This window comes from Cutibacterium modestum (assembly GCF_008326345.1).
Lineage (GTDB): Bacteria > Actinomycetota > Actinomycetes > Propionibacteriales > Propionibacteriaceae > Cutibacterium > Cutibacterium modestum.
The window spans coordinates 848420-865389 of sequence record NZ_BJEN01000001.1 but is presented as its reverse complement, the minus strand read 5'-3'; the positions used below and the strand labels follow the sequence as shown (position 1 = coordinate 865389).

Sequence of the window (16970 nt, the reverse complement as noted above, 5' to 3'; positions counted from 1 at the left end):
ACGAATGACTGATCCTGACAACCTCGCATCTAAGTCTGTCGAGGACAGGATGCCCGAGGAGTTGAGCCTGGCCGGGGACTTCCCGAAGGTCACCCACGAGCAGTGGGAGGACGCGGTCCTCAAGGTTTTGAACCGGGGTCGCCCCGAGGGCAAGGAACTCAACATTGAGCAGGGAATGAAGCGCCTCGAGCCGACAACGGTCGATGCCATCCAGATCGAGCCGATGTACCGGCGTCAGGATGCCCCCGAGAAACTCGGCGTTCCGGGTGTACCGCCTTTCACTCGCGGCACCACGATCCGTGGCGGAAGCATGGACGCGTGGGACGTCCGGGCGCTTCATGAGGATCCCGACGTCGCGTTCACCAAGAAGGCCGTGATCGCCGACCTTGAGCGTGGCGTAACGTCCCTGTGGCTGCGCGTCGGAGCTGACGCCATCAAGCCCGAGGATATCGCTGGCGACCTCAAGGACGTGTTGCTCGACTTAGCTAAGGTCGAAGTTTCCAGCCGTGACGACCAGGAAGCCGCTGCTCAGGCTCTCCTTGACGTCTACGCCGAATCCAAGATCGATGCCGACAAGTTGTCGTTTAACCTTGGCCTGGACCCGATCGGTTTTGCGGCCCTCAACGGCGGTACCCCGGACCTGTCCGGGATGGCCGAGTGGGTTAAGAAGACTGAGAACTACAAGAATTCCCGCCCCTTCGTCGTTGACGCCACCATTTATCACAACGCTGGTGCTGGCGACGTGCATGAGCTCGCATGGGCCATCGCAACTGGCGTCGAGTACGTCCGAGCCTTCATTGAGCAGGGACTGACGGCTGAGCAGGCCTTCGATTCCATCAACTTCCGAGTCTCGGCCACCCACGACCAATTCCTCACCATCTCCCGCCTGCGTGCTCTGCGCACCCTGTGGAACCGCGTCGGTGAGGTTTTCGAGGTACCGGCTGCTAAGTGTGGTGCTCGTCAGGAGGCCGTCACGAGCTGGCGTGAGCTCACTCGTGACGATCCTTACGTCAACATCCTGCGTGGCACGATCTCGACCTTTGGCGCTGCGGTCGGTGGCGCCGAGGCCGTCACGACCTTGCCATTCGATGCCGCTATTGGTCTGCCGAAGGGTGACTTTTCCCGGCGTATCGCCCGCAACACCGGCATCATCCTCGCCGAGGAGTCGAACATTGGTCGCGCCAATGACCCCGCCGGTGGCTCCTTCTACGTCGAGGCATTGACCAAGAAGCTGGAAGAGGTCGGTTGGGCCGAGTTCCAGGCTGTCGAGGCTGCTGGTGGCATGGTTGCCGCCCTTACCGGAGGCCATGTTCGCACTGAGCTCGACAAACTCAACGGTGAGCGCACTAAGCGCCTTGCTACTCGCAAGCAGCCGATCACGGCCGTCAGCGAGTTTCCGCTGCTCGACGCGAAGACCGTTGAGACCAAGCCTTTCCCCGAGATTGCCGAGCGCAAGGGTCTGGAGTGGCATCGCGACGCTGAGATCTTCGAGGCCCTCGTTGATCGCTCTGCTACCTGCTCTGAGCGCCCGAAGGTGTTCCTAGCCTGCCTGGGCACCCGTCGTGACTTCGGTCCTCGCGAGGGATTCTCTGCTCCGGTGTGGCACATCGCCGGCATGGAGACCCCCGAGTGTGAGGGAGGCACCACCGAAGAGGTCGTGAAGGCCTTCAAGGAGTCTGGTGCTGAGATTGCCGACCTGTGCTCGAATGCAAAGACCTACGCGGCTCAAGGCCTCGAGGTCGCCAAAGCCCTCAAGGAGGCTGGCGCCAAGCTGGTCTACCTGTCAGGTGCCTTCAAAGAATTCGGTGATGACGCTGCCGAGGCCGAGAAAATCGTCGATGGGCGCATTTACCTCGGGATGGACGTCGTTGACGTCCTGACCACCACTCTGGACACGTTGGGAGTTGCCAAGTGACCACCTTGCCTCGTTTCGATTCCATCAATCTGGGGGACTCTCCGGTTCCCGCGGACGCGCAGGAGCAGTTCGCCAAGCTGGCCGCAGCTGCCGGTGAGCAGGAGCCCTGGACCACGCCGGAGCAGATTCCGGTGGGACACCTCTACTCCGAGGACGTCTACGGTGACATGGACTGGTTGGACACCTACGCCGGTTTGCCGCCGTTCACTCACGGCCCGTACGCCACTATGTACGCCTTCCGGCCGTGGACGATTCGCCAGTACGCCGGATTCTCCACCGCCAAAGAGTCCAACGCGTTCTACCGCCGTAACCTGGCCGCGGGCCAGAAAGGCCTGTCGGTCGCCTTCGACTTGCCGACCCACCGCGGTTACGACTCTGACAACCCGCGTGTTCCTGGCGACGTCGGCATGGCTGGTGTGGCCGTGGACTCCATCCTGGATATGCGTGAACTGTTCGCGGGCATCCCGCTCGACCGTATGTCGGTGTCTATGACGATGAACGGCGCAGTGCTGCCGATCCTTGCCCTGTACGTTGTTACTGCCGAAGAGCAGGGCGCCAAACCTGAGCAGCTCGCCGGAACGATCCAGAACGACATTCTCAAAGAGTTCATGGTTCGTAACACATACATCTACCCGCCGCTGCCTTCGATGCGGATCATTTCCGACATCTTCGCATACACCAGTGCGAACATGCCGAAGTGGAACTCTATCTCGATTTCCGGTTATCACATGCAGGAGGCCGGCGCAACTGCCGATATTGAGATGGCCTACACCTTGGCCGACGGTGTCGATTACATCCGCGCCGGTGAGTCGGTGGGCCTGAAAGTGGACCAGTTCGCACCGCGCCTGTCCTTCTTCTGGGCTATTGGCACCAACTTCTTCATGGAGGTTGCCAAGATGCGAGCGGCCCGCATGCTGTGGGCCAAGCTGGTCAACCAGTTCGGACCAAAGAATCCGAAGTCGATGAGCCTGCGTACCCACTCGCAGACCTCCGGCTGGTCGCTGACCGCTCAGGACGTCTACAACAACGTCATTCGTACCTGTGTGGAGGCCATGGGAGCTACCCAGGGACACACCCAGTCCCTGCACACCAACTCCCTCGACGAGGCCATCGCCCTGCCGACCGACTTCTCCGCCCGTATCGCTCGGAACACCCAGCTGTTCATCCAGCAGGAGTCGGGTACTTGCCGCGTCATCGACCCCTGGAGTGGTTCGGCTTATGTTGAGAAGCTCACTCTTGAGCTGGCTCGCAAGGCCTGGGCCCACATCCAGGAGGTCGAGAAGGCCGGTGGCATGGCCAAGGCTATCGAGAAGGGTATCCCGAAGATGCGCATCGAGGAGGCCGCTGCTCGTACTCAGGCTCGCATCGACTCGGGTCGTCAGCCCCTTATCGGCGTCAATAAGTATCGTCTTGACGAGGAGGAGCCCCTCGAGGTCCTCAAGGTCGACAACACCCAGGTGCTCAAGGAACAGAAGGCCAAGCTTGTGCAGCTTCGCGCCAACCGCGACGAGGAGGCCTGCCAGGCCGCTCTGGAGAAGCTCACTTGGGCTGCCGCCAACCCGGATCCGAGCGACCCCGACCGTAACTTGCTCAAGCTATGCATCGACGCTGGGCGCGCCAACGCGTCTGTCGGTGAGATGTCTGACGCAATGGAGAAAGTCTTCGGACGTTACACCGCGCAGATCCGTACCATTGAGGGCGTGTATAGCAAGGCAGCCGGCAACTCCGAGTCCACCAAAAAGGTCCACGAGCTCATCAAGCAGTTTGAGGAGAAGGAAGGTCGCCGTCCGCGCATTATGATCGCGAAGATGGGCCAGGACGGTCACGACCGTGGCCAGAAGGTCGTTGCGACCGCTTATGCCGACCTTGGTATGGACGTCGATGTTGGCCCGCTGTTCCAGACCCCGGAGGAAACTGCTCGACAGGCTGTTGAGGGCGACGTCCACGTCGTCGGTGTCTCCTCGCTTGCCGCCGGGCACCTCACCCTGGTGCCGGCTCTTCGAAAGGAACTGGATAAGCTCGGCCGTCCCGACATCATGATCGTCGTCGGAGGCGTTATCCCGACCCAGGATTTCGACGAGCTGCGTAAGGACGGCGCGGCGGCCATCTACCCGCCCGGCACCGTTATCCCGGACGCTGCCGTCGAGTTGATGGGAAAGCTGCTTGCTGCCCACAAAGACGACTGAGTCTGATCGGTCTTGGTGACCGAGGATGGTGACCCCCGGGATTTGCTGTGGTTCCGGGGGTCATTTCGCACCCTGACAATGACGAAAAGCTCGCACGAAACAAGCCTGTCGCTGTAACCGTCGGCGGTGGGCGGTACGGTGGAGACATCCACCGACGAAGGAATGGTGACAATGCCGATCGACGTCCCCGAATTGGTTGAGCAAGTCCTGGCTGGGAGCCGACAGCACATCGCCAGGGCACTGACTCTGGTGGAGTCGAGCAAGCCGGCTCATCGTGAGAAGGCACGCGAGATGCTGCGCCGGTTAGCTCCACACACCGGCGATGCCATCCGAGTCGGCATCTCGGGTGTTCCGGGCGCAGGCAAATCCACCTTCATCAACGCCATGGGCGGCAAGCTTATTGATGAGTTTGACTACAAGGTCGCCGTCCTGGCCGTCGATCCTTCCTCGACGCGAACTGGTGGATCGATTCTGGGTGACCGCACCCGGATGGGCGATCTGGCTAACCGTGACGAGGCATTCGTGCGTCCCTCACCATCGGGCGGCCACCTTGGTGGCGTTGCCCGTGCTACCCGGGAGGCGATGATCGTTATGGAGGCGGCTGGTTACAATGTCGTCCTCGTTGAGACTGTGGGCGTGGGCCAGTCTGAGGTGGCCGTCGCCGGAATGGTCGATACTTTCCTCATGCTGTCGGTCGCCGGTACTGGGGACCAGCTTCAGGGCATTAAGAAGGGCATTCTGGAGCTTGCTGACGTCGTCGCGGTCAACAAGGCTGATGGCGACAATGCGGGTAATGCGCGAGTTTCCGCCCGAGATCTGTCTATTGCTATGAAGCTTGTGTCCTCTGACGCGGACAAGCGTCGTGTTCCTGTGCTTACCTGTTCCTCGTACACCGAGGAGGGCCTTGACGACGTCTGGCAGGCGATTGTCGATCACCGCGCGTATCTGGAGGAGGACGGTTCCCTGCAGGTTCGCCGTACGGAGCAGCAGCGAGAATGGCTGTGGAATATGGTCCGCAATGAGATTTTGGAGTCTCTGGATACTGACCTTCGCGTCCAGCAGACAGCAGAGCGTATTGAGGCGGGATTGGGCACCGAGGCCACTAGCGCTCTGGAGGGGGCCGAGGAGATCCTGCGCGCCTTCGCACGCGCCGTGCCGAACCTTCCGTGGGCTCAGGGGGAGTTGACGAGTGGGTCCTGAGGTGAGGGATCACAGCAGTGACTGGTTGGGAGCGCTTAGCACTCCCGACCTCGTCATGCGGGAACATACTCAGTACTGGCGCTAATGCGGTCGTGTTTCAAGAGGGTTTCTTGATCGCTGTGTGAGAAGTTTCCGGGTTATGTCTCAATGACCCGTTGCCACCGTAGGTTAATTCTATCTTCAGCAAACCGAGAGGAATGGACATATGGCATCACGTCGTACGTTGACTTTGCTGCTCAGCGCGATCACCGGCGTATCACTTGCCGTGACCGCTGTCCCCAGCAATGCTGCTCCTGGCTTTACGACCTCACCGCTGCGTACTTACGATTTCACGCAGTCCACCAGCGGGTTCGTCGTCCACCTCAAGGACCGTTCGACTTCTGCTCAGGGCGTTTCGAGGGCGGCTCATACCGCCTCCGCGATGCGGGCAACCAGCACGGCTCTGCGAGGAGCGGTGGATCGAGCTGTGAAGGTACGAGGCGCCCGCGTCATCGAGTCGTTGGCCCATGCAAACAACTCTATGTCGGTTCAGGTTTCTCGAGGGTTCAATGCCACGGCGGCTAAGGCCTTTGCGTCTGAGATCGAACGCAACCCCGAGGTGGAGTCCGTTGAACCCGTCTTGCACATGACGATTAATGAGAACACTGGTGCCCGTCCCGCTGCCGTATCGTCGCCCCCGAATGACCAGTACTGGACTCGTCAGTGGGGCTTGAACTCTGAGAAGGGGATTGACGCTCCCGGCGCATGGGCAACCAGCACAGGATCCGGAGTGACTGTGGCCGTCATTGACTCCGGCATCACTAAGCACCCGGATCTGGATGGCAAGATCCTGCCTGGTTATGACTTCATCTCCGACAGCCACGTGGCGGGTGACGGTGACGGTCGCGATTCGAATCCCGCCGATGAGGGGGACTGGACTAAGGCGGGAACATGCACTCGACGTGACGTCCCGTCATCATGGCACGGAACTCACGTGGCCGGCATCGTTGGTGCCGCGACCAACAATGGCAGGGGCGTTGCCGGGGCCGCTCCCGGTGCCAAGATTCTGCCAGTGCGGGCACTGGGCCACTGCGGTGGAACCGATGTCGACATTGCCGACGGCATCACCTGGGCTTCCGGTGGCGAGGTGCCGGGTGTTCCCACTAACCGCAACCCCGCCAAGGTTATTAACTTGAGCCTCGGTGACTCGTCCAACTATTGCCCGACCAGCTATCAGCGGGCCATTGACGCGGCCGTCTCTCGTGGATCAACCGTCGTGGTGGCAGCCGGTAACGAGATGAGGGACGTCCGTAAATCGACGCCTGGCAACTGCCGTAATGTGGTTGTCGTCGGAGCGACTGGTGAGACAGGCGCCCAGTCGTACTTCTCGAATTACGGTTCGGCGGTTGACGTCTCGGCTCCCGGCGGAGACGATCACACCGGTGACCTGATCCTCTCCACCGTCAATAACGGCAAGACGACTCCGGGGTCCCCGGCCTATGGCTACATGGAGGGCACCTCCCAGGCAGCCCCGCACGTCTCCGCCGTTGTTGCTCTCATGGTTGCGGCTAACCCGCGCCTTACCCCCGCAAGGATTGAGGAGATCCTCAAGCAGTCAGTAAACCCAGCTAAATGCACGTCCAGTTGCGGCACCGGCATCGTTGATGCCCGTAAGGCGGTCAAGGCAGCTAAGTCGGCCTGATAGTTAAGACCCCTGTGGACGATGGGCGGCCTGGGCCATATGAATCCAGGCCACCCGCCGTCGTGATGAGCTGTATGGAATTACCAGGGGTCGGTGAGATCGACAATCTGGGTGACGGTCTGTCCACAGTTCGTGACTCTCACCTCATCACCGGGGTGAAGCTGACGTCCCCGTCGGGTCTCCACCTCGTCATTGACGCTGACCATCCCTGAAGCGATGAGTTCGCGGGCCTGCCCGCCAGTCTCGGCGAGATTGGCGAACTTGAGATACTGGCCGAGCCTGATCATCTGATCGTCATGCACGGTGCCACTGTGTCATGAAGTCATGACACCCTACAGCACAGAATCGATAAACCCGCGTAGACGGTCGGATTTCGGGTTGTCAATAACTTGATCGGGGGAGCCAGCTTCGACGACGACTCCGCCATCTATGAACACGATATGGTCTGCGACCTCCCGGGCAAATCCCATCTCGTGAGTTACGACGATCATTGTCATGCCTTCGCGGGCAAGATCCTTGAGGACACTCAGCACCTCACCGACGAGTTCGGGGTCGAGGGCTGAGGTGGGCTCGTCGAAGAGCATGAGCTCGGGCTTCATCGCCATAGCGCGGGCAATAGCGACGCGCTGCTGCTGGCCGCCGGACAGCTCAGCGGGGTAATGGTCAGCCCGATCAGCCATGCCGACACGGTCTAACAAGGCCATGGCTAGCGGTTTCGCCTCTTCCTTGTTGAGTCCCGACACCTTGATGGGGGCCTCCATGACGTTGCCCAAGGCGGTCATATGGGGGAAGAGATTAAAACGCTGGAAGACCATTCCGACGCGGGCGCGCTGAGCGGCAATGTCTTTGTCAGAAAGCTTCTTGAGCCGACCGTCGGGGAGCGGATCGCGCTCGTAGCCTACACGTTCGCCGCCGACCCAGATTTCCCCTGCTTCGAAGGTCTCCAGTTGGTTGATGCATCGCAACAGGGTGGATTTCCCAGAGCCGGACGGGCCGAGTAGGACGCAGACCTCACCAGGAGCGACGTCGAGGTCGATTCCTTTGAGGATGTGCAGCGGGCCAAATTCCTTGTGTAGTGCCCTGATATGCACCATCGTTTCGGTGCTTACAGGTGCTTCGACGGACGTGTTCACTGCTCGACCTCCAGGGCAATATTTTTATGCGTAGTTCCAGCCGCTTGGATGGCGGCCTGGCGATGCAGACGCTTCGACGAGGACTTTCCATTAAATCCGCGACCAAAGTACTGCTCGAGGAAATGTTGCCCGACCATGAGGACACTCGTCATAACGAGGTACCAAAAGGCAGCGACGATAAGCAGCGGAATTGGAGCGTAGATGCGGTTTGCGATGGCGCTGGTGGCGTACTGCAAGTCGAGGGTGAAGGGCACGGCAAGGACCAGCGAGGTTGTCTTGAGCATGCCAATAGTTTCGTTGCCCAGCGGCGGGATGATGACCCGCATCGCCTGAGGAATAATGACGCGTCGCATGATGAGGGAGGGTTTCATGCCGAGGGCCTTGGCCGCTTCGGTCTGGCCCGCGTCGACGGACTCTAAACCTGAGCGGGTGATTTCGGCTAGGTAGGCGCCTTCGTTGAGACCGAGGCCGATGATGGCGGCTGCTAGCGCCGTGACGATTTTTTCTGTTTCGAGACTGGCGAGTTGTGGGCCACCAAAGGGCACTCCGACGGAAAGGGTGGGATACAGTACTGCGAGCAGGCCCCAGAACACTAACTGGGTGTACACCGGGACACCCCGGAATACGAAGATGTATGCCCATGACACGCCACGCAATACGGGGTTACGGGACTGTCTCATGATGGCCATGAGGAGGGCTACAGCGGTTCCGAGGAGCATCGCTGCAAAGGTCAGCAGAATGGTGTAACCGATACCGGTAATGACTTTGACGTCACGCAGGTATAGCCACACTACCGACCACTGATAGTTGGGGTTCCTCACAAGCCCCTCGATGAAGACCAGCGCTAGGATCGCGACGATGATGGCCGCGATCCAGGTGCCGGGATGTGCGACGTCACGGGCGTGGATGCGATTGGGAATATCGGCGTGGTGGTTGGCCACCGTGGATGCCTTTCAGTTGGGTGTGATCACGACTCGGGATTGATTTGAGAGGTCTTAATGAGACCGTCCTCGGTGCCCCATGCAGTCAGCAGTTTCTTCATTGTGCCGTCGTCGATGAGCTTCTGCGTTGCTACCTGAATGGCCTTCGATAGACCACCGTCATTCTTGGCGGTGGCGACACCGAACTTGGAGGCATCAGTGATGCCGCCGAGGGCCTCCAGCTTGGATGTCTGCTTGATGGCGTAGCCGGTGATGACCGAGTCGGCATAGAGGACGTCGGCCTTGCCTCCAGCGACGTTCGTGGTGGCGTCGGACTGGGACGCGTAGGACAGCAGGTCAACGGGCTTCTTGTTGGCCTTGACGCACTGCTTGGATTTCTGCTGGGCCGTGGTTTCCTGGGCCGTGCCGGTTTGGACGGCGACGGAGTGGCCGCACAGGTCGTCAGGGGAGATCTTTTTGGGGTTGCCCTTAGGGACGGCGATCGAGAACCCGGCCTTGAAGTAGGAGGTCATGGTGACTTGTTTTTGACGTTCTGGGGTGATCGTGAAGGAGGAGGCACTGACGTCGTACTTTGAGCCGATGGCCGGGATAAGGCTGGGGAAAGCCGTGTTGGCGGTCGTCACTTTGAGGCCCAGGATCTTCCCGACGGCGGTGATGTAGTCGATGTCCTGGCCGACAACGGTGGAGCCGTCGGTGTCGATGAACTCGGCGGGAGCGTAGTTGGCCGCTGCGCCGTTGCGCAGGGTTCCGGACTTCCTGATGTCGTCGGGAACCATTGTGGCGATAGTGGGATCCTTCTTGATCGACTCGATGATCTCGGCATTAGACGAGGGCCCGGTGCCGCTGGAATTACCTTCGGAGGTGGCGGACTCCTCGGAGGCATAGGTGCATCCGTTCACGGCAAGAGCGGTGACGGTCAGGCAGGCACCGACGGCGTGGCGCAAAGTCTTCATGTGACGTTCCTTCGCTGGTGTGGTGTCGGGCGACACCGAGGGATACATAATTATGCATACCAGAGCATAACTTCAAGTCGAGGGGGTAGTGGCGCTAGAAGCGAGAGGCTATCTGTAGATGGGGTTCTCCGGGGTCAGTTGTACGAATGGACAATGTGCTGCAGATGAAGGAATACAATATTGAAGAATTTGTTTGTGTTTAGGTTATGAGAGTTATAATATATGCGTTAAATATAGTGAGTAATCGATCAAGAGTGGCGTGTAGAATTGACAACGGAGGGGCTGTGGTGAAACGACTTGCGGGTGTCGTCGGGGTTACTGTGGTATTGACATTCGGAATGGCTGTTGGTGCGTTTGCTTCTACTAGTGGAAATATAGGGATCGATACGGGACAAAATGTCAGTTTTCATGGTCGATACACCTACGGAGTGACACATCGGGGCTGGGTTGGCAAGGCAGTGAGGGTCACCGGAACCTTGGCGTCAACTGGTTCTAACTCAGGCCATGTCAATGCTCGCCAGCAAGGGTACTCGTGGAGGAGAATCGGGCACGTAAACATTGGCGGCAAGGTGGGTGTCAATTCTGATGTGAGCCCTGGGGATACTCTGCGTGCAGCAGATCTTCGGGTCCAGGTGTGCGCTGAACATTGGTATCGTGACCACTGCGTCGAAAGTCTGTACCGCGAGTGATGACCGCGCTCTGGCGCCCATAGATCGGACACCTGATGGTTAATCGATATTCATTGGCTTGTTATGGCTTGTTCATGCAGTTCCCCCATTCGAGTCGACCCGCAGTGGACGATGTCTCGCTGGTCATGTCTCCGGAATCGGTGAACGTGGTCGTCGGTGCTTCTGGTTCGGGCAAGTCGACATTGTTAATGTGTCTTGCCGGTTTGGAGGCGCCGACCAAAGGACGGGTCGTACATGGGGATGTCGATGTATACGGGCTGGATGACAGACAACGTGCGGCGTGGCGGTTGCGAACGATCGGCTTGGTGTTTCAGAACTCTGAGCTGGTTCCCGAGCTCACATTGCGTGACAACATTGCCCTGCCTCTTGAGCTCCTTGGCACTGGGCGTCGGGACGCACTGAGGCGCGCTGACCGCCTTGCCGAGATCCTTGACCTCGGTGAGAGCAGCAAGCGACGGCCCAGCGAAGTGTCAGGAGGCCAGGCGCAGCGTGCTGCCGTGGGTCGTGCCCTGGCGCACCATCCGACGGTCGTTCTAGCCGACGAACCTACTGGAGCCTTGGACACTACGAACCGCCATGCCGTGATCGGTCTGCTGGATGATCTGGTTCGCGCTGAAGGTTCCACTTTGGTGATGGTTACCCATGATGAGCACACGTTGCCGGAAAATACCCGGATCATTCGCTTGGCCGATGGACGGATCGTGGGAGACGCGGTGTGAAAGGCTTGCGTCTGGCGTTGCGATTGAGCCGTGGAGCGAGCCGTCATGAGCTGATTCGATCAGTGGTGATGGTTGTGGGTGTGGCCCTGGCAACACTGGGGTTAGCGGTGGGTATCACCCTGCCCCGCGTCACCGTCCAGCAGCAGGAGGTACGTGATGCGCGGACCCCCATCCTTGCTCCGGGTAAGCCGGCAAGCGGGCATGCCGGTTTCAAAGTGCAGGAATTACAGGTCGACGGCACGCCCTGGACGAGTTTCGTGGTGAACCACCCCGCTGACTGGCTGCCTCCTGGACTGAAGCACTGGCCCCAACCGGGTCACACCATCGTTTCCCCGCGTCTGAAGTCGCTGATGGATGCCGGGGTCGTGAAAGTTTTCAGCTTAGGCACGGTCGATCCGGTGGTGGTAGATCGGGCTGCCTTGGCTTCACCCGATGAGTTGTTCTCGGTTACGACCACCCCCGATCAGGCTGGTTGCCGCGAGCTGAAGGGCTTCGGCTTGACCGGGATAGATGATTCTGGGGTGTCGTCACGTACTGCGTGGATCGAGGTGATCGGACTGGTTGGGCTGCCGGCAGCCATGTTGTTGTGGACGTCGCTGAGTCTCTCGGCCGCCTCGCGTCGCGACCGGTTCACGACGTTAGTGCGCATGGGATGCGACCCCGACTGGTGTGGCCAGGTCTTCGCCGCCGAGGTTTCCGGGACCGCTGGCCTGGGTGCTCTGCTCGGATTGGCGTTGTTCGTTCCCGTTCAAAACGTCCTCGGAACCAGCGGGGTGCTCGGGCTAACCTGGTGGCCTTGGCAGGCGAGGCTGAGATGGCCGGCGTGGCTGGCTATCGTCGTCATCATGGTGATCGTGAGTGGTCGGTTAGCCCGTCGCACCCTGCGAAGGTTGCTGGCTTCACGCCGCCCCCCGCGCCGCCGCGCCCGGCTTGGGACAGTGCGTCATCTGCTCGGGATCGTTGGTCTTCTCCTCGTCGTGGCTGCGATCGGTCTGGAAGGCTGGATTTGCCTGATGATGGCGTTCGCTCACGACGGCCAGCGCCTGGGGGACCGAGGCGCTGGATACATCATGGGTGGGGCTGTGCTTGGAACTCTCGGCGCCGTCATGTCAGCCCACCTCATCATCGTGTGGTGCGCCGGTCGTGAGCAGCTGAGACTGCCCACTCGTCTCGGTTTGGCCCTGGCCCGGGCCCACTATCCGAATTCCGCTGCGATGGTGGTCGCATTGACGATCATGGTCGGCCTGGCCGGATTTGGATCGGGATTCCTCATTTCTGGTACCCACGACACCGAGGGGGATCCCCGCCACGTCCTTGTCCAGGTCCCCTTCACCGATCGGACCGCCACCGAACAGCAAGCCCTCCGGCGCATCACCCGGCCCCGACGCATGATCTACATGACCACCGATGGCCATACCCTTGTTGCCGCCTCCTGCGCCGACTTGGCCGCCTTCGACCCCGATGTGCGACCCTGTCCAAGGATGCCGGCAACGAGGCGAGACGCGCCATCGATATGGACCTTTGGTTACGACAAACACACCATGACCCGTACCATCACGCCCGTCAGCCACCTACCCGTCACCTACGGTGATGACGCTCTCCTCGCTCGCAGCGACCCGAGGCTGGCAGGCCTCACTCCAGACTTCTTGGAGTTCACCGCAGACTCCACAACTGGCGATCTCGATCGGCTAGTGGATCAACTCCACGCCACCGCGCCGTCCTATGCGGCCCACGCCGGGGCTGAGAACCCCGACACCCTACAGGCGTTTATCCAACAGCATGGAATCGTGCGTAGCGGCCTGGCGGCCGGATTCCTGCTGATCCTGGTGGCATGTACTGCCGCATTTGTTGAACTGCGGTGGGGAATGCGACGTACCATTGCCGCTCAACAAGCCGTGGGTACCCCCGCCCATATCCTGCGAAAATCTTTCTTGGTGCAGATGATCGTCACGATCCTGCCAGCCCAGTCGATGTCACTAGTGGTCGGAGTTCTGGCTGGCTGGGCGATCAATGCTGCGATCGGATCGACCGACGCGAATCAATCCTTCGATCCCGCCATTGCGGCGCTACCCGTCACCATGTGGGCAGTCAGTGTGGTCGCCATCATGGTCACTGCCCTTGCGACCGGAGCGTCCCATTTTCGGCTGTCAGCTTTGAGGGATACCACGTAGGCAAAGAGCGATAGTCATCCGGCTGACTGTTCAAACCCCGGTATGAGGCAACTGTCGGTTGGCTGACGGAACTGGAGTCGTCACGGCGTAACTGGTGTCGGGCTCGAGGTTGTGTGCATCGACCGTGCTATCAGTGGTGGAGAGTTCGGCCTTGCGATACCCGGCGCCATGCACGCTGCTGGGTACAGAATCCATGCGCACCTTCATCGACTCGCCGATGTCTTGACGGGACTCGTCAGTGCCAAAGTGCTTCTCGACGAGCTGGAAGGGATTCTTGGACCCTTTGACGATGCCGTTAATGCCGAATCTGAGTCGTTTGACAGCCTTCACGCTGCCGGCGTCGGCATCTGTGTTCGGGCCGCGGTCGGTCAGACCGTAATAAATGTCGTCAGGATCTCCATTGCGATGCGTGAAGGCCAACCCGAATCCGCTGTCGGTGATGTTGACGCCATTAGGTTCTGTGGGGAGTCCTGGCGCGTCATCCGGTGTATACTAGGATAGTATGCGAGGCGTTGATGGGTTCAGCGTTGGCAACCGTTAACGTGCAGAACAGAGTGATGACGCAAGCGGAAGAAGCAAGGCCTCGGGCCAGGTGGCGACACGGTGGTGTCGAGATGACAACGTCCTGTCAACACGGGATTACGACAGGACGTCGTGGGGCATCACAAGATCCGGCGGCTCCAGCCACGGTGCCGACGAATAGCTCCCAGCCCTAGACACACGAGGTAGATGAGGAAGCTCACCGTCGTCACGTAAGGGCTAATGGGCAGGCCCGGTCCCAAGGACAGCAAGATTCCTCCTACAGCAGAAACCGTCGCGAACACGACAGATAGTAACGACATCGCCAACGGGTGTGCCGTGACCTTGGCAGCAGCGGCCGTGGGAGTGATGAGCAGGCTCAGTACCAGCAAAGCACCGACGAGCTGTACTGCCATAGCGGTTGTCAAGCCAAGTAGCAGCATGAAGACGATGGACAAAAACCGCATCGGTACACCGCGTGCTCTGGCGGCCTCTGGGTCGACCGATGCAAAGAACAACGGTCGCCAAATGATCCCCAGACACACTGCGACGATGATCGCGACGGTCACGAGGGTGCCGAGTTCCGTCGTGTCCACGGCGACGATCTGCCCTGTGAGCAGACCGAATTTATTGGACGATCTGCCTTTATACAGGCTCAGGAAAAGCACACCAATTCCCATACCAAAGGGCAGCATGATTCCAATGGACGCGTTGCGTTCCGCTGCCTTGACGCCCAGCAGGCCCAAAATGAGGGCCGCCACCAAAGAACCGACGACGGCGCCCTTAGTTACTGATGCCCCGAGGAACAGGGCAACGGCGGCACCAGCGAAGGAGAGTTCCGAGGTGCCGTGGATGGCAAAGGCAAGATCACGGGCGTGAATCATCGGCCCGATAAGGCCCGCGAGCATACCGAGCACGATCCCGGCGATGATTGAACCGTGGACGAGTGGCACCAGCTGGCTGAAACTGTCGAAGTTGATGATCGTGGAGAAATCCATGTCAGCCCATCTCCTCGGACTCGTTGGAGATTTCTGGGGCGTGGAGGTGGGGTGAGCGCTCCTCGTTAGCGAGCACAATGATGCGATCGCCGCGATGGAATACCTCAACATGCGACCCGTACAGCTCGCTGAGGACGTCCGATCGCAGCACCGCGTCGGGGGTGCCGACGCGAACCTTACCTCCGGCGACGTACACTACCCGGTCGACATAGGGCAGGACGGGGTTGATTTCGTGGGTGACGAAGAGCACCCCGAGATTGCGGGTCCGGCGTGCGTTGTCGATGAGTCGGGTGACCTCCTGCTGATGGCGCAGGTCGAGACTGGACAGCGGCTCGTCGCACAGCAATAGGTGAGGATTGGTGACCAGTGCTTGGGCGATGCGCAATCTCTGCTGCTCACCCCCTGATGTCATCGTCAATGGGGCATTGGCGAAGGCTGTGGCTCCGACTGAGGCGATGGCCTCGTCGATACGACGCCGCCGCGACCGACTGAACCAGCCGAACCCCCACTTGTGTCCGTCGATTCCCATCCCGACGAGATCGCGCCCACGGATGGGAGCTGTCGCCTCGAGGGATCGTTGCTGCGGGATGTAGCCGATGCGGGTCGAGCCACGGCGTACCGGCCGGCCGGCGACCATAGCGGTACCGGCTGTCAGCGGAGTCTGTCCCAATAGGACCCGCAACAGGGTGGTCTTACCTACCCCATTGGGGCCCAGAATGGCGATGAACTCGCCGGGCTCGACGACGAGATTGAGTCCAGACCACAGCACCCGGTCCCCGAAAGCGACTTTGGCGCCGGTGAGTCTGGCAGGCTCGGCACTCGTCGTTGTCCCGGTGGTGTCAGAACGATGTGATGCCATGAGGTCAGGCCAAGCCCTTGTCGATGGAATCAATGGCCTTGCCGATGAAGTCTGGATAATTGTCGACACCTTTCGGGAAGGTCTCCCAGACGCCAGTCTGCGGGATTCCGGCATTCTGGGCGGCCTTCTGCAGGATCTTGGTGACGTCGTCGCTCGTTTGACCATTAACAAGAAGGATGGAGGCCTTCTTGTCGGAGATCAGCGAGGTGGTCTCGTGGACGACCTTCGTAGACGGGCCGGCTTCAGTTTCGGACTGCTCAACGAACTCGTCGGGAGTGATGTTCTTGATCTTCATGTCCTCGAGCAGGTAACCGACCACGGGCTCAGTAGCGATAGCGGTACTGTTCGGGTGTCTCTCCCCGACCTTGATGGCGCGGGTCTTGAGGCCGTCGAGCTTGGACTCGAAGTCCTTGAGGTTCGTTTCAAAGGTGGACTTATTATCCGGCGAGGCCTTGACGAGGTCAGACTCAACGACCTTGGCCACCTTGCGAGCGCTGTCGATTGAGTAGAAGACGTGCTCGTTGAACTCCTTTTGGCCGGGCTTCTTGAGGCCGGAGGTCTTGACGGCGTCAATGAAGTCAGCCTTGGAACCGCTGCTCTTGACGAGTTTGGTAGCCCAGTCGTCATAGCCACCTCCGTTGGCGATGACGATCCTGGCCTTGGAGAAGGCGAGCTTGTCCTTGGCGGTGGCCTCGTAGTCGTGCGGGTCCTGATCGGGGCTGTCAATGATGGAATCAACGTTGACCTTGTCCCTGCCGATGGCTTGGGCAATCGAGCCCCAGACGTTGGTCGAAGCTACGACGTCAACCTTGTCAGAGCTAGCGGACGAGCTGGATCCCGAGTCTGGCCCGGAATCGGAGCAGCCTGCTATTGCGAGGGTGCAGGCGCTGATAGTTGCAATGGCCAGAAGACGACGATGCATGTGGTGTTCCCTTTCCGGTACGCAAGTGATAACCATTGTCGTCTTGAAGATAAGCATATACAAGGCAGGGTGTTCAAAGAAGTA

Annotated in this window: 15 protein-coding genes; 7 read left to right on the top strand and 8 right to left on the bottom strand. The window is 59.9% G+C overall.

Annotation, left to right across the window (positions count from 1 at the left end):
- The first annotated feature begins 4 nt into the window (after nt 1-4).
- The 4 genes from mutA (at nt 5) to F1563_RS04315 (ending at nt 6982) form a co-directional block, all read left to right on the top strand.
- Nucleotides 5-1915 carry a methylmalonyl-CoA mutase small subunit gene (gene mutA / locus F1563_RS04330; protein ID WP_002527827.1) on the top strand — a complete coding sequence of 637 codons (1911 nt, stop codon included), beginning with the start codon at nt 5-7 and terminating at the stop codon, nt 1913-1915.
- Nucleotides 1912-4101 (top strand): methylmalonyl-CoA mutase, encoded by a 2190-nt coding sequence (gene scpA, locus F1563_RS04325; protein ID WP_002527826.1) that lies wholly within the window; start codon nt 1912-1914, stop codon nt 4099-4101. The genes mutA and scpA overlap by 4 nt, the downstream gene beginning before the upstream one ends.
- A gap of 162 nt (nt 4102-4263) precedes the next feature.
- A complete protein-coding gene (gene meaB / locus F1563_RS04320) occupies nt 4264-5301 on the top strand; it encodes a methylmalonyl Co-A mutase-associated GTPase MeaB (RefSeq protein ID WP_002527825.1) in 1038 nt (345 codons plus the stop codon).
- Nucleotides 5302-5506: 205 nt separating this feature from the next.
- Complete coding sequence (locus tag F1563_RS04315; protein ID WP_002527824.1) at nt 5507-6982, top strand: S8 family serine peptidase; 1476 nt, start codon at nt 5507-5509, stop codon at nt 6980-6982.
- An 80-nt stretch (nt 6983-7062) separates the two neighbouring features.
- Here F1563_RS04315 and F1563_RS04310 read toward each other — a convergent pair whose 3' ends face one another.
- From F1563_RS04310 to F1563_RS04295, 4 genes are all read right to left on the bottom strand, one after another.
- Nucleotides 7063-7269, bottom strand: coding sequence for an RNA-binding S4 domain-containing protein (locus tag F1563_RS04310; protein WP_002527823.1), 207 nt, complete (start codon nt 7267-7269; stop codon nt 7063-7065).
- A gap of 45 nt (nt 7270-7314) precedes the next feature.
- Entirely contained in the window at nt 7315-8076 is a 762-nt protein-coding gene (locus F1563_RS04305) for an amino acid ABC transporter ATP-binding protein (protein ID WP_002527822.1), read from the bottom strand.
- Nucleotides 8077-8111: 35 nt separating this feature from the next.
- Nucleotides 8112-8795 carry an amino acid ABC transporter permease gene (locus F1563_RS04300; RefSeq protein ID WP_230845051.1) on the bottom strand — a complete coding sequence of 228 codons (684 nt, stop codon included), beginning with the start codon at nt 8793-8795 and terminating at the stop codon, nt 8112-8114.
- Between the two features lie 287 nt (nt 8796-9082).
- Nucleotides 9083-10009, bottom strand: a complete 927-nt coding sequence (locus F1563_RS04295; RefSeq protein WP_002527820.1) for an ABC transporter substrate-binding protein — start codon at nt 10007-10009, stop codon at nt 9083-9085.
- A 287-nt stretch (nt 10010-10296) separates the two neighbouring features.
- On the opposite strand from F1563_RS04295, the gene F1563_RS14060 reads away from it, so the two are divergent.
- From F1563_RS14060 to F1563_RS04280, 3 genes are all read left to right on the top strand, one after another.
- Nucleotides 10297-10698, top strand: a complete 402-nt coding sequence (locus F1563_RS14060; protein ID WP_230845041.1) for a hypothetical protein — start codon at nt 10297-10299, stop codon at nt 10696-10698.
- A 35-nt stretch (nt 10699-10733) separates the two neighbouring features.
- Nucleotides 10734-11417: an ABC transporter ATP-binding protein gene (locus tag F1563_RS04285; protein WP_172623566.1), complete on the top strand. Its 684-nt coding sequence runs from the start codon at nt 10734-10736 to the stop codon at nt 11415-11417.
- Nucleotides 11418-11485: 68 nt separating this feature from the next.
- Nucleotides 11486-13588, top strand: coding sequence for an ABC transporter permease family protein (locus tag F1563_RS04280; protein WP_002527817.1), 2103 nt, complete (start codon nt 11486-11488; stop codon nt 13586-13588).
- A gap of 30 nt (nt 13589-13618) precedes the next feature.
- On the opposite strand, the gene F1563_RS04275 is transcribed toward F1563_RS04280, so the two are convergent.
- The 4 genes from F1563_RS04275 to F1563_RS04260 all read right to left on the bottom strand — a co-directional run bounded on the left by F1563_RS04275 (nt 13619) and on the right by F1563_RS04260 (nt 16886).
- On the bottom strand, nt 13619-14008 hold the full coding sequence (locus F1563_RS04275; protein WP_002527816.1) for a hypothetical protein: 390 nt from the start codon (nt 14006-14008) through the stop codon (nt 13619-13621).
- Nucleotides 14009-14250: 242 nt separating this feature from the next.
- Entirely contained in the window at nt 14251-15105 is an 855-nt protein-coding gene (locus tag F1563_RS04270) for a metal ABC transporter permease (protein WP_002527815.1), read from the bottom strand.
- A gap of 1 nt (nt 15106) precedes the next feature.
- Entirely contained in the window at nt 15107-15964 is an 858-nt protein-coding gene (locus tag F1563_RS04265) for a metal ABC transporter ATP-binding protein (protein ID WP_002527814.1), read from the bottom strand.
- Between the two features lie 4 nt (nt 15965-15968).
- Nucleotides 15969-16886, bottom strand: a complete 918-nt coding sequence (locus tag F1563_RS04260; RefSeq protein WP_007433596.1) for a metal ABC transporter solute-binding protein, Zn/Mn family — start codon at nt 16884-16886, stop codon at nt 15969-15971.
- Nucleotides 16887-16970 lie beyond the last annotated feature (84 nt).

Excerpts from the sequence above, each read along its gene's own strand:
- mutA (WP_002527827.1), top strand. The coding sequence starts at position 5 with ATGACTGATCCTGACAACCTCGCATCTAAGTCTGTCGAGGACAGGATG.
- meaB (WP_002527825.1), top strand. The coding sequence starts at position 4,264 with ATGGTGACAATGCCGATCGACGTCCCCGAATTGGTTGAGCAAGTCCTG.
- F1563_RS04315 (WP_002527824.1), top strand. The coding sequence starts at position 5,507 with ATGGCATCACGTCGTACGTTGACTTTGCTGCTCAGCGCGATCACCGGC.
- F1563_RS04310 (WP_002527823.1), bottom strand. The coding sequence starts at position 7,269 with ATGATCAGGCTCGGCCAGTATCTCAAGTTCGCCAATCTCGCCGAGACT.
- F1563_RS04305 (WP_002527822.1), bottom strand. The coding sequence starts at position 8,076 with ATGGTGCATATCAGGGCACTACACAAGGAATTTGGCCCGCTGCACATC.
- F1563_RS04300 (WP_230845051.1), bottom strand. The coding sequence starts at position 8,795 with ATGAGACAGTCCCGTAACCCCGTATTGCGTGGCGTGTCATGGGCATAC.
- F1563_RS04295 (WP_002527820.1), bottom strand. The coding sequence starts at position 10,009 with ATGAAGACTTTGCGCCACGCCGTCGGTGCCTGCCTGACCGTCACCGCT.
- F1563_RS04285 (WP_172623566.1), top strand. The coding sequence starts at position 10,734 with ATGGTTAATCGATATTCATTGGCTTGTTATGGCTTGTTCATGCAGTTC.
- F1563_RS04280 (WP_002527817.1), top strand. The coding sequence starts at position 11,486 with ATGGTTGTGGGTGTGGCCCTGGCAACACTGGGGTTAGCGGTGGGTATC.
- F1563_RS04270 (WP_002527815.1), bottom strand. The coding sequence starts at position 15,105 with ATGGATTTCTCCACGATCATCAACTTCGACAGTTTCAGCCAGCTGGTG.
- F1563_RS04265 (WP_002527814.1), bottom strand. The coding sequence starts at position 15,964 with ATGGCATCACATCGTTCTGACACCACCGGGACAACGACGAGTGCCGAG.
- F1563_RS04260 (WP_007433596.1), bottom strand. The coding sequence starts at position 16,886 with ATGCATCGTCGTCTTCTGGCCATTGCAACTATCAGCGCCTGCACCCTC.